Origin of the sequence: Chryseobacterium balustinum (assembly GCF_900168205.1) — a bacterium.
Classification (GTDB): domain Bacteria; phylum Bacteroidota; class Bacteroidia; order Flavobacteriales; family Weeksellaceae; genus Chryseobacterium; species Chryseobacterium balustinum.
Genome location: NZ_FUZE01000031.1, coordinates 23,701 through 36,012 on the forward strand (window position 1 = coordinate 23,701; position 12,312 = coordinate 36,012).

General features: G+C 37.1%; 14 protein-coding genes and 2 pseudogenes. 9 read left to right on the forward strand and 7 right to left on the reverse strand.

Annotated features, from left to right (window positions below; translation table 11 throughout):
- Complete coding sequence (dinB, locus tag B5X64_RS20735; RefSeq protein WP_079467040.1) at positions 1–1,143, reverse strand: DNA polymerase IV; 1,143 nt, start codon at positions 1,141–1,143, stop codon at positions 1–3.
- A 61-nt stretch (positions 1,144–1,204) separates the two neighbouring features.
- Between dinB and B5X64_RS20740 the strand changes: the two genes are divergently transcribed.
- From B5X64_RS20740 to B5X64_RS20755, 4 genes are all read left to right on the forward strand, one after another.
- Positions 1,205–1,966, forward strand: coding sequence for an XRE family transcriptional regulator (locus tag B5X64_RS20740; protein ID WP_079467041.1), 762 nt, complete (start codon positions 1,205–1,207; stop codon positions 1,964–1,966).
- A gap of 108 nt (positions 1,967–2,074) precedes the next feature.
- Entirely contained in the window at positions 2,075–2,686 is a 612-nt protein-coding gene (locus tag B5X64_RS20745) for an alpha-ketoglutarate-dependent dioxygenase AlkB family protein (protein WP_079467042.1), read from the forward strand.
- 32 nt (positions 2,687–2,718) lie between these two features.
- Positions 2,719–2,931 (forward strand): hypothetical protein, encoded by a 213-nt coding sequence (locus B5X64_RS20750; protein ID WP_079467043.1) that lies wholly within the window; start codon positions 2,719–2,721, stop codon positions 2,929–2,931.
- Between the two features lie 135 nt (positions 2,932–3,066).
- Positions 3,067–3,744 (forward strand): type 1 glutamine amidotransferase domain-containing protein, encoded by a 678-nt coding sequence (locus B5X64_RS20755; protein WP_079467044.1) that lies wholly within the window; start codon positions 3,067–3,069, stop codon positions 3,742–3,744.
- A gap of 571 nt (positions 3,745–4,315) precedes the next feature.
- Here the strand turns inward: B5X64_RS20755 and B5X64_RS20765 are convergent.
- The 3 genes from B5X64_RS20765 to B5X64_RS20775 form a co-directional block, all read right to left on the reverse strand.
- Positions 4,316–4,579 (reverse strand): helix-turn-helix domain-containing protein, encoded by a 264-nt coding sequence (locus B5X64_RS20765; RefSeq protein ID WP_079467045.1) that lies wholly within the window; start codon positions 4,577–4,579, stop codon positions 4,316–4,318.
- A gap of 380 nt (positions 4,580–4,959) precedes the next feature.
- Positions 4,960–5,769: a helix-turn-helix domain-containing protein gene (locus tag B5X64_RS20770; RefSeq protein WP_079467046.1), complete on the reverse strand. Its 810-nt coding sequence runs from the start codon at positions 5,767–5,769 to the stop codon at positions 4,960–4,962.
- Positions 5,770–6,741: an aldo/keto reductase gene (locus B5X64_RS20775; RefSeq protein WP_079467047.1), complete on the reverse strand. Its 972-nt coding sequence runs from the start codon at positions 6,739–6,741 to the stop codon at positions 5,770–5,772.
- Positions 6,742–6,895: 154 nt separating this feature from the next.
- Here B5X64_RS20775 and B5X64_RS23420 point away from each other — a divergent pair.
- Both B5X64_RS23420 and B5X64_RS20780 read left to right on the forward strand, forming a co-directional pair.
- Positions 6,896–7,060, forward strand: a pseudogene (locus B5X64_RS23420) (helix-turn-helix domain-containing protein); the annotation flags it as partial.
- A gap of 65 nt (positions 7,061–7,125) precedes the next feature.
- On the forward strand, positions 7,126–8,469 hold the full coding sequence (locus B5X64_RS20780) for an exodeoxyribonuclease VII large subunit (protein WP_164463395.1): 1,344 nt from the start codon (positions 7,126–7,128) through the stop codon (positions 8,467–8,469).
- A gap of 65 nt (positions 8,470–8,534) precedes the next feature.
- Here B5X64_RS20780 and B5X64_RS20785 read toward each other — a convergent pair whose 3' ends face one another.
- Both B5X64_RS20785 and B5X64_RS20790 read right to left on the reverse strand, forming a co-directional pair.
- Positions 8,535–9,428 carry a cation diffusion facilitator family transporter gene (locus B5X64_RS20785; RefSeq protein ID WP_079467049.1) on the reverse strand — a complete coding sequence of 298 codons (894 nt, stop codon included), beginning with the start codon at positions 9,426–9,428 and terminating at the stop codon, positions 8,535–8,537.
- 52 nt (positions 9,429–9,480) lie between these two features.
- A complete protein-coding gene (locus B5X64_RS20790; RefSeq protein WP_079467050.1) occupies positions 9,481–9,864 on the reverse strand; it encodes a winged helix-turn-helix transcriptional regulator in 384 nt (127 codons plus the stop codon).
- A gap of 107 nt (positions 9,865–9,971) precedes the next feature.
- Between B5X64_RS20790 and B5X64_RS20795 the strand changes: the two genes are divergently transcribed.
- Entirely contained in the window at positions 9,972–10,601 is a 630-nt protein-coding gene (locus B5X64_RS20795; RefSeq protein WP_079467051.1) for a nitroreductase family protein, read from the forward strand.
- Between the two features lie 216 nt (positions 10,602–10,817).
- On the opposite strand, the gene B5X64_RS20800 is transcribed toward B5X64_RS20795, so the two are convergent.
- Positions 10,818–11,174, reverse strand: a complete 357-nt coding sequence (locus tag B5X64_RS20800) for a response regulator (protein WP_079467052.1) — start codon at positions 11,172–11,174, stop codon at positions 10,818–10,820.
- A gap of 325 nt (positions 11,175–11,499) precedes the next feature.
- On the opposite strand from B5X64_RS20800, the pseudogene B5X64_RS20805 reads away from it, so the two are divergent.
- Both B5X64_RS20805 and B5X64_RS23095 read left to right on the forward strand, forming a co-directional pair.
- Positions 11,500–11,879: pseudogene (locus tag B5X64_RS20805) on the forward strand (DUF1016 N-terminal domain-containing protein); the annotation flags it as partial.
- A gap of 111 nt (positions 11,880–11,990) precedes the next feature.
- A complete protein-coding gene (locus B5X64_RS23095; protein ID WP_228419054.1) occupies positions 11,991–12,155 on the forward strand; it encodes a PDDEXK nuclease domain-containing protein in 165 nt (54 codons plus the stop codon).
- Positions 12,156–12,312: the final 157 nt, after the last annotated feature.

Consider the following 12,312-nt stretch of genomic DNA (forward strand, 5'->3'; position numbering starts at 1 on the left):
TTATCTTAATAGTCCGGACGCTCTGCCCACACTTCCGGTCCCAAATCTGTTTTTGATCTTATCCATGGTCTGATATAAAGAGATCAATTCCTCTGTATCCTCAAACAAATCCATCTGATGACAACCGTGGACTAATCCTGTGAATTTGATCCCGATCAGACGTATTCGCATTCTTCGGGTATAGACTTTTTTGAAAAGCTCCAGTACATATTTAAGCAGAGTATGGTCTGCTGAGGTATAAGGAATTCTACACTGCTTGGTCTCTGTATCGAAATTGGAATAGCGGATTTTAACCGAGATCGTTGAAGTCAGCCATTTTTCCTGACGAAGCTGGAAAGCCAATTGCTCGACCATTCCCGATAAAATACTTCTAAGATTCTGAAGATCGATGGTGTCCTGAGAAAAAGTGTTTTCTGTGGATATTGATTTTCTTTCTGAATAGGGAACAATCGGAGTATCATCAATTCCATTGGCTTTTTTCCAAAGTTCAGTTCCGTTCTTACCGATGAGTTGGTGTAAAACTTCAACAGGAGTTTCTGATAAAGTCTCAATGGTTCTTACTCCTAATCTAGATAATAGCTGAAAAGTCACATTTCCAACCATTGGAATTTTTTTGATGGAAAGGGGATTTAAAAAAGGCTTGATATTCTGTTCCTGAATTTCAAATCTGCCGATTGGCTTGGATTCTCCTGTGCCGATCTTTGCTACGGTTTTATTGGTGGATAAAGCAAAACTTATAGGTAAACCGGTATTTTTTGTAACCGCATCGACGATTTCATTCGTCCATTGAAAGCAACCAAAGAATTTGTCCATTCCCGAAAGATCCAGATAAAATTCATCAATGCTTGCTTTTTCCAGAACAGGAACTTTTTCCTGAATCACATCTGTGACCATATGCGACATTTTGGAGTACATATCCATATCTCCCTTGATGACTCGTGCTTCGGGACATAATCTTAATGCCATCTTGATTGGCATCGCACTTCGTACTCCGAAAAATCTTGTTTCGTAAGAGCAGGATGCTACCACACCACGGTCTCCACCTCCTATGATCACAGGCTTTTTCTCCAGTTCGGAGTTTTTTAACCGTTCACAGGAAACAAAAAACGTATCCAGATCCATATGCACTATCGCTCTTTCCATGGTGTAAAATTATTACGTTTTATTACAATTTGTTGTATATTTGTTGCTATAATTTATAGCAATGTCAATTTTTTCAGAAAACATCAGGTTTCTAAGAGACAAAATGAAGGCATCCCAACAAAAGGTAGGAGATGAAATTTCGATCACGCGCGGCAGGTATGCGACTTATGAAGACGGAAGGTCAGAACCGCCTATCGAACTGTTGGTCAAGCTTTCCAAATACTATAAAGTAAGTATTGATTTACTGCTGACCGTTGATTTACGAAAGTACCCGCTGGATGATGTCGTCAACCTTCCCAACAACAGAATTTTGTTGCCAATGAAAGTTGATCATACAGGAGAAAACAGAATTGAAATCGTTCCTCAAAAAGCAAGTATGGGATACCTCAGCGGATATAATGATCCTGAGTTTGTAGAGGGACTGCAGCATCTTTCTTTGCCATTTTTAAGAAACGGAAAGTTCCGGGCTTTTCCTGCCGATGGAGATTCTATGCCACCTTACAATGATGGAACGTATATCGTCGGAAAATATCTTGAGGATAAAAAGGATCTGAAAAAAGGCAAAACGTACATTTTCATTACAAAAGATGGTATTGTTTATAAAAGATATTCCAAGCAAAATGATTCCGGAAGTTTTGTAAGTTCTGACAATTCTTTTTACGAACCGTATGAAATCAAATGGTCTGAAGTTTACGAAATATGGGAATTTGCCTGCAGCATCAATACGAAAGAGCTGAAAGTGGAAAGTATGGAATATCAGGAGATTAAAAATATGTTTGAGCAGCTAAGGTCTGAGATACGAACCTCAAAAAGTAATAATTAATTTAAATATAAACACAAAAGCTTTCCTGTTGGGAAAGCTTAAAAACACAAATGATGAAAAAATCCCATTGTGGGATACTCAAAAATAATAAAAAAAGTTAATAAAACAATGGGTCAACTCAGTTTATTTAGCGCAGAAGAATTTTATACGTTTCCAAAAGATCTGTTGGAGTTCAGAGAACATTTTTTGACATCAGACGAATCAGATCAGCTTTTTTCTCAACTTCTTGACAATACTCCATGGAAACAACGGACTCAAACCATCTATGACAAAAAAGTATTGACACCACGTCTGACCGCATGGTATGGTGATGGTGAGAAATCCTACAAATTGGGAGGAAGTGAATTTGAAGTGAATGCATGGACGCCTGAATTGCTTTCTTTAAAGAAAAAAATTGAAGAAGCTTTTGGTCACGAATTTAATTCAGTATTGCTGAATCTATACCGGGACAATAATGATTCTGTGGCATGGCACAGGGACAAGGAAAGCAGATACGGTGACAGACCGGTCATTGCATCACTCAGCCTGGGACAGACCCGAAAGTTTGACTTTAGAAAACTGAATCATCATCAAAGCAGATACAGCATTCCACTTCCACATGGTTCTTTGCTTTTGATGAAAGGTGATTTGCAGGAAAACTGGGAGCATCGTATCGCTAAATCTGCTCTGTATATGAAAGAGCGAATTAATTTGACTTTTCGTTTAGTGAGTGAACTGTAATATCATAAAAAATAAAATTAAATATTAGTTAAATGTCTATTTCGTACTACGATTTTAAAAATCTACCCACGCAATCTCAATGTGAATTGGCTTTGGCCAAAGGAAAGGTCATCAGTGAAACTTCTAAGGATGGACTAAAGTTTGTACTGTATGAACTGTCAAGTTTTTCAGTTGAGATCGTATATAAAACCATCAATGACAAAATCGAAGGTCTAAGCGTATTTCAGAATAAAGGAACTCTATGACAAATAAAGTAATTTTAATTTGTCTGCATATCAGAAAAAGTGTGATCCGGATCACATGAAAATAGTGATTCAGATCCTGTGTTTAAAACACAGATAAATTCCAACTTTGTAATACTAAATTAAAGAGATATAAAAATGAGCAAAAAAGTTTTATTCGTACTTACGAGTCACGATGAATTAGGAAATACAGGTTTAAAGACAGGATTCTGGACAGAAGAATTAGCGGCTCCTTATTATGCATTGTCTGATAAAGGAGTGGAAATTACACTGGCATCTCCAAAGGGTGGTCAGCCACCCATTGATCCGAAAAGTGAAGATCCCTCAGCCCAGACCGATGCAACACGAAGAATGGATGGTGACCAAGCATTAAAGGACAAATTAAAAAATACACATCAGTTATCGGACGTCAAAAGTGAAGACTTTGATGCGGTATTTTATCCGGGCGGGCATGGTCCTTTGTGGGATCTGGCGGAAGATAAAGTTTCGCAGCAGCTTATCGTTGATTTCTACAGCAGTGATAAACCTGTAGCATTTGTGTGCCACGCTCCCGGGGTTTTGAAAGATGTGAAAATAGATGGTGAGTATCTGGTAAAGGATAAAAACGTCACCGGATTCACCAATACTGAGGAAGAGGCGGTACAGTTAACTGATGTTGTTCCCTTTCTGGTAGAAGATATGCTGAAGAAGAATGGTGGAGTGTACAGTAAAATCGAAGATTGGAGTCCTTATGCTATAGTTGACGGAAGATTGGTTACAGGACAAAATCCTGCTTCTTCTGAAAAGGTGGCTGAAGAATTATTAAAACTTATTTAGAAAATTTCACTTCATTTTTTATTAATAATAGAGAGCGGCCTAGTCCGCTTTTTCTATTATTAATAAATCCGGAATTTTCTCCAATTTAATTTAGAGAAAATTCCAATATTGATGATTGATATATTTTGGTTTCAATGGTCTTTGCAATCTATTCTTACTTAAGTTCATGTCTATACTATTCTTTTTGCCTTAGGTGTTGGTTTTAATTCCCCGGCAAAATCAAACATATAAACTTGACTACCTTCAAATGGATTGTACGAAGGCTGGTAATCAAAATACCCTAAAGAATGTAGATCTTTGATACATTTATGATACGTGGCCTTTGATTGTATTTTGCTAATTAGCATAAGCTCATCTCTGGAAATATTGATTGGATTCTTAAAAAGATTGAAATTCCAGAATTGAAACAGAGCCATATACAGGCTGACATGCGTGGGATTTATCGTATTCTCTTGAGCCACTTTTACAAAGAAAGCTGTTAGAGGTTTGATATAGTTCATTTGCTTCATAGTAATTTGCTGATACCTAATTGGAATATTTAGCAGTGAAAAGATTTGAGAAGATCAAATAATTAACTAGGTTTACTATTTAATAACTGCTCGATGTCCTTGTAATTATAATACAATGTACCTCCGATACGAGTGTTGGACAAAGTTCCACTAACACGAAGGTTCTGTAATGTTCCGGTAGATATTTTCAGAAGTTCTTTGACCTCTGTTGAGCGCAGCCATAATTTCTTTTCGGTGTTTTTGATTTGAAACAGGTTTTTAATCTCTTCCAGCAATTCTGTTTTGAATTCTTGCAGGTCTTCTTTCGTTATAATATCTATTTTCATAACTATCAATTGTTAATTTTAGCTGAGCCTTATTGGTAGGCCAAGTTATTTATCAATACTGATTTTGTTTTATCTTTAATATAAAATTTCTCTTAAATTCGAAATTGTTTGCCGAGATTTTAAGCTTATCAGAAAAAGGTCTCCATGCTTCATATTGGGCTAACGGGATGCTTGTGAGTTTCTGAAGCCGTCTACTAACCGATTAATTTTCTACCAGAATAAATTAAAAAACCACAGATGGAAGATTTTTTAATATCCAAAGTCTTGATTATTGCCTATCACAAAAAACCTGAAGTTGTAAATTTTATCTGAGTTGGAAAAGAAGAGTAAAAGATTGAGAATAATTTACATTATTATTTCTGATCTGTGTAACAATAAATTTACAGACCTGATGTTGGTGCTTTTCCAAATTTCTTTTTAAAGGCATGTGAAAAATGGGAGAGGCTTTCAAATCCTAGATCCAGATAGATAGAAGATGGCTTTTTGCTTTTATGTTCTATGAGATGGCGGGCTTCATTCAGTCTTTTGTCCTGTAACCATTGTCGCGGCGGCATTCCAAAAACCTTCTGAAAGTCGCGCTTGAAACTCGCCAGACTTCTTCCTGTAAGCTGGGCAAACTTTTCGGTCGTCACATTGAACTGATAATTACTAAGCATAAATCTTTCAAGATCTATCTTATAAGGTTCTGAAAAGTCGAACAGAAAGTTGCGAAGTTCCGGAACTGCAAGAAGCAGTAATTTGACAACTTCTTTCACTTTCAAGATCCCTAACTCATTTGTCATAGCTGCTCCGGAGTTTCTGGCGTACGGAACAATAGACTGGAAATATCCTTTCAGAAAATCGTTGGAAGGAATCAGAATATTTGAAGGGCCATTATACTTTCTGTCGTCTTCCAGCTTCTCCTCTAAAGTGATTTTGCGTAGAAGATCGTCTTGCAGAGAGATCACTATCGTTTCATAATTTCCTCCTGCAACCGGCATTTTTGTAAGCGTCCCTAACTGATTTTTTCCGATTAGCAGCATTTGTCCGCCTCTCATTGAGATGTTTTGCCCGGAGGTTTCCAGAATCAGCTGCCCCGAAACCTGAAGTATGAGGGTGTGCTGATTCCAGATACAGACTTTCTCCTTTCGCTCTGTAGAGAGGTAGGAATAGAATATGACTCCGGGAAGAATTTCTGCTGGACTTTCCATTTATCGTTGCAAGTAAGTGCCGCCTTGTATTGCACCTATTGCAAATGTAGTATTTAATAAATTCATCTCTTCTGCTGTGAATGTTATATTCATCGCTGCGATATTTTCTGGTAATCGGGATCTGCGGCTCATACTTACCAATGGCATAATATAATCGCCCTGATCCTTCACCCAGGCAATTGCAAGTTGAGTTGGCGTACAATTTTTGCTGTTTGCCAGCTGTTTCAGAACTTCAACTTTTTCCAGATTTTGAATTAAATTATCGCCTTGAAAACGGGAAAAATGATTTCGGTGATCGCTGTCTGCGAGTGGTGCTTTTAGGTCGCCGGTCAATAATCCTTCTGCTGTATTGGCGAAAGCTATTACACTAACTCCTAACTCTTTTGCTGCTGGAAGCAAGTCGGTTTCTATTTGTCGGTCTGCCAGAGAATAGCCGATTTCCAAAGCACTTATAGGATGAATGTTATTAGCCTTACGAAGCTGATCTGCATTGATTTCCGATACTCCGATATGGCGCACTTTGCCTTCTGCAACAAGACCGGCAACCGTTCCGATGATGTCTTCTAGTGGAACGCTGTCATCCATACGGCTTGGCTGATAAAGATCTATGGTTTCAATTCCCAGACGGGTAAGAGAATAGTTGACAAAATTCTTTATTGCAACGGGACGCAAATCTAATCCTATCCACTGACCATTGTGAAAGATAGCACCGAATTTTACACTGATAAAAGCATCTTCACGTCTTCCTTTGATGGCTTTGCCAATTAGCATTTCGTTGTGACCGGCGCCGTAAAAGTCTCCTGTATTTAGAAAATTAATCCCATTATCCAAAGCTTCATTGATTGTAGCGATACTTTCCGTCTCGTCAGGTGTGGGACCGCCCCAGATTGAGGACATTCTCATGCAGCCTAAACCAAGACTGGAAACTAAAGGACCGTTTTGTCCCAGTTGAATTTTTTTAATTGATGACATTTGATTTGTTTTAATTATGGTACAAAGATCACTGTTTATTTAGGTTAATACTTTCGTGTACGGCTCAAATTACTTGTCTGTATAGCTCATTTGTTTTATCAAAAGATTATTAATGGAACACCAATATTGAAATGAAACGAGTTAGAAAGCAACTATAGAAAAAGCGAAAGAAAAGTTATCTATCACGAATCTTTCATGTTCGTAAATAGCTTATGACCTGGGATTTGAACATTCGCAATCATTTAGCAAATTGTTCAATACCAAAACAAAAATTTTGCCTTTGGAATCTGAGGGTCTTTTAATTGATTGTTACAAATAATATGATGTAATCCCCAATAAGCAATATCTTTGTATCCGATCTTGATCTAAATGATTATCTTATCAATGGAGGACAACGAAGTAACTTATCCGGTCTATTCGCCGGCATCAGTAATAGGTATCTTTAGTAATGCACTGAAGCTGAATGCAACGGTCAATTTGATCTATCTGAAGGGTAGATATGCTTATGGTGGTGGTAAATCCTACGGGAACTATTATTATGACCTTTTGTTCTCAGAAGGTGATAACACTTCGATAGGGATTCGTATTTCTTCTTTGCTCAGGAGTAAGATTACCAATAATGAAGTGTATACGCTCAGAGGCTTTATTGAGAAGAGCATTAAGAATTCTTCGATTGAACTGCGTTTTGTCGTTGATGAAATTGTTCAGCAGGAAGAAAGGTCAATTTCTGAAGAAGAACTGCAAAGGTATGGGCTGATTCAGAAAAAACTGGAGACAGGATCAAAAGACCCTGAAACCCTTATCAGGGATAAGATGCTCAAAGATGAAAAGGTCAGGGTCGCTAACATTTATGGAAATAATGCGATTGTCCAGAAGGATTTTTTTGAAGGACTGGATGTTTCAAGAAAATATTTTGATATTTCAGATCATAGTTGCAATATCACTTCTTCCACGGCGATCATATCCAAATTGAAGGAAATTTCAGCTTTGGATTATGACATTGTTGCCTTGGTGAGGGGAGGAGGTGACAGGCAGAGTATGGAAACTTTTAATGACCTGAGCTTATCCGAATTATTTATTTCTATGAAACCGATTACGGTTACTGCCATCGGTCATACGGTAGATGAAACATTATTGGATAAGCTGGCAGACAAGCGTTTTCATTTACCACATGATTATGGTGCAGGATTGCATACCATTGCTGAAAAATTATCCCACGAACGATCCAATTCAAGGGCCCTCCTCATTGATGAGGTCAAAAAGGATGTCACCAAGCAGTTTTCGGAACAGGTAGAAACTTTAGAAAAACAGTTGAAGAAGAAGAATGAAGAATTCGCTGAAGCTCAGAAAACTTATAAAGAGCAGGTAGACAACCATAACAAAACCTTTACAGACCAACTGAAAGTTAGAAACGAGGAATTCCAAAAGCTTCAGGTGACTTCAGGCAAACAACTGGAAGATCTTCAGAAGAATTTTCAGGAGCAGCAGAAACAACGCCAGGCAGAAATGGAAAGCTACAAAAAAGAGATTGCTGCGTTGCACGAAAAAAATGTCCAGTCGGCCATCAATGAAAGGACTGCTTCTTTAAAGGTTGATCTGGAAACCTTAAAAAAGGAAAATATAAGGCTGAATCAGGAAATCCTAGGCAGCAAAACCGATTATGTCAAGATTATCATTGTATTTGTTCTTGCATTGATTATCGGATTTATTTTAGCAAAAGTCTTTTAATAGCTCACCGTATCTTGGATACGGTTTTCCGTGGAACCAAAAATCCCAAAGTCTGATGGTATAAATTATTCTGGCTGAATAATGACAAAATGAACCAATGGAAATTCTCTTTTTATATTTTCACGAATACGCTTTATGGCCTCGGTGATCTCTTCCGTATCAAGATGGTCTTCAAAATCAATGATGAGCATCAGTACAACTTCCTCCGGTGACTGATAGGTAGATAGGATACTTTTTGTTTTGACCACAGCGATATCTTTCTCAGCCAGTTTCGCGATCTTTTCTCTCGTTTCGGGTGCTATCCCTTCACCCATCAATAAGCTTCTGCTTTCTCTGGCAAGAATAAAAGAGACAAATACCAGGATCAATCCTACAATGACTGATGCAAGCCCATCCAATTCCGGAATCTGAAATGAATGGCTAAGCCCCATCAATACCATCACCACGAGAAGACCTGCCACTGCCGCACCGTCTTCAAAAACAACGAGAAAGCTTGCAGGATCTTTACTTTTGATAATCGCATCCCACCATTTCATACCGTTACGGGTCTTATTAAACTCTTTGACGGCGATAAATAAGGAAGTTCCTTCAAAAATAAGGGAGAGCACTAAAACGATGTAGTTCCAGAACGGATCTTTCATCACTTCAGGTTCTATGATGTGCGAAATTCCCTGATAGATAGACAGAGCCCCACCAAGACCAAATATCAATATAGAAACAACAAACGACCAGAAATAGAGTTCCTTTCCATATCCAAAAGGATGAGATTCATCTGCCGGTTTCCTGCTCCTTTTCAATCCATACAATAATAACAGCTGATTGGTTGTATCAACTGTTGAATGAATACCTTCAGAGATCATGGAGGAGCTGTTTGTAAATGCTCCTGCGATGAATTTAGTGAGTGCTATTAAGAGATTGGCTGCAAGTGCACTGTAAATTGACTTATGATTGTTGGCCATTTATTATAGAGGTAGGTAGAAGATTATTTTAATAGTTCGGCGTGTGTACAAATCATTTTACAATTTGCTGTTCAGTTTTGAACTTCATTCCGGAAATAATACGCTGTCTATGGATAAATCCCCAATCTGCAATCGTATTGGTCAGTTGTTTCAGTGATTTTCCGTAGTCTGTTATCTGGTATTCCACTGCAACAGGTGCTGTGTTCAGGACTTGACGATTGATCAATTCATTTATTTCAAGATCCTTTAATTCACGACTGAGCATCTTTCCGGAAATACCTTTCACCTCTTTCAGCAATTCAGAATAGCGCATTGGCTTATAGCACAGACACGCAATGATGGACATTTTCCATTTTCCGTTTAAAATTTCCATTGTATCACTAATTGCCAGTATTTTTTGGCTGCAATCCTTAGCTAAATCAAATTCCTGTTCCATACCGTTCACCTGGTTACCCGTTTGTCACTATAACTTTTTGTCACTTAGTTACAAAGGTACATATTGAAAATATAACTTTGCGGATCTAATTTATAAATAACAAAAAAATGGACCTAATCAAAAATTTACAATGGCGTTATGCGGTCAAGAAATACTCAGGCGAATCAGTAAGCGAAGACAAAATAGACCAGATTATCGAAGCCATCAATCTCACCGCCTCGTCCTGCGGAATACAACCTTACAGACTGTTTGTCATTACCAATCCTAAGGTAAGACAAAGATTGGGAGAAGGATCATTCAATACCCAGATCCATGCTTCTTCACATTTATTGATTTTTGCAGGATTCAATGAAATAACCGCTGATTACATCACAGAATATGTTGAGATGATGGAACAACAACGAGATTTGGAAAAAGGGGGATTGAAAATGCTGGAAGATACTTTGATAGGCTATTTCTCTACCAAGACGCCCGAACAAAATGCGATCTGGTCGGACAAACAAGCTTATATCGGTTTGGGAACAGCTTTGATTGCGGCAGCAGAACTTAAAGTGGACTCAACGCCTATGGAAGGGTTTGATCCGAAATTGTTTGATGAAGTGTTAGGCTTGTCAGAAAAGGGTCTTCATGCCTCGGTTATCATGTCATTGGGCTACAGAGATCAAGCTAATGATTTTCTGGCTTCCGTGCCGAAAGCCCGATTACCTGTCAATGAATTTTCGACCAAAATAAATTGAGATAAATGTTAGAAATTGGAAAGAATTTTAGTATTCCAACCCCTGAAAATTATTGACTAAAAATAGAAGCCCTGGCCTTTGTCGGGGTTTATTTGTACTGTTGATGATTGAATGTAACAAGGTTGTTTTCCATCAATATTCAAATTAAAAGAGTTATCTAACGTATACATATCAAATATAAATCAATTTCAATGGATACACTCGTAATCCGATAAATTAAGCATTTTTCTTTACAACTTCTAGCATTTGATCGATATCAAAAGGTTTTTCGATATAGTCATCAGCATTGCATTCCTTTGCTTTTTTTGGTACATCGGGAGATGTAGAAGTTAGCACAGCTGATAGATCTTCCGTTTCTGAATCAGATTTTAAATCTTCAATTACTTCAGATCCTTTCTTGTTTCCCTTAATATTGTCATCTACAATTACTACATCAGGTTCAATCTCCTCAATATTATCAATGGGGTCAGTTGTTAACGATGCTGTAACATTATAACCTTCGTCCGTCAATACATGATCCATGATATCCAGTATATCTATATTATCCTGAATAAGGACGACTTTTTTTTTCATAACTTTCAGTATATGATGTAAATGTATAAAAAAAATATAAAGATTTCTAGTGCCGGAAAATAAGAAAATCAATTTGATTCGTACTGTGGGCAATAACTAAATCGTAAGATGAGTGAAAATTTGCAGCCTTTATCATATCAATAAAAAGAAAATCTAAATCTCGAAAAAGGATTAAATAGTTATTTCTGTTTATTAAATTGCAGAATGTTTGTGTGTCCTAAAGATTTATAGGGACATATATTTAGTTTTTGTTATCCAAACATTCTGCAATCATGATAACTACATCAACTTATTTATCCTACAGTTAATTTTGTAATTTTGGAAAATGATAGAAAAAACGCAAGAATTCAATCAAGATCTTTACAGCTCCATTGCAAAAATTATTGTTGATGCAAAAGACCAGGTTTATAGAAACAGTAATACTATATTACTCAAGATGTATTGGGAAATTGGACAGCTTATTATTGAGGATGAACAAAATGGTGAATTGCGTGCAAAGTATGGTAAATCCGTTTTGAAAAATCTTGCGAATCATCTATCATTGGAATTTGGAAAGGATTTAACGAGAGAAATCTTAATAATATGCGGGCTTTTTTCATCGCATTTCCAATTTGGAACGCAGTGCGTACCGAATTGAGCTGGACTCACTACAGAATTATTAGCAGAATTGAGAATTCCGATCATAGAATACAGTACATTGAACACTCTATTGAAGGAAATTGGAATACTAGAACACTTCAAAGAAATATTGACAGTCAATACTTAGGAAGATTATTAAAATTTCCAGAAGCAGAAAACAAGGAGATTTCGAATTATATCAAAGACCCCTATATATTTGAATTCTTAGGACTTCCTTTAGACATATCACAAACTGAAACTCAAATAGAATCAGCCTTAATTACACATCTTCAGCAGTTTTTAATGGAATTGGGGAAAGGATTTGCATTTGTAGCAAGACTGTACGTCTTCAAACCAACTTAGACATTTTAGTTTAAATCCTTAAGGAGGATTTTCGATTTATAAACTTACTAATTTTTGTTGAATATATATTTGTCTTCTTTTTCGGATGGATTCCGCTTTTGTTTGCCTTCTTTTTTCCAAAATCTGTTCTGATCTTCCGAAGTACACATCTGCTGGA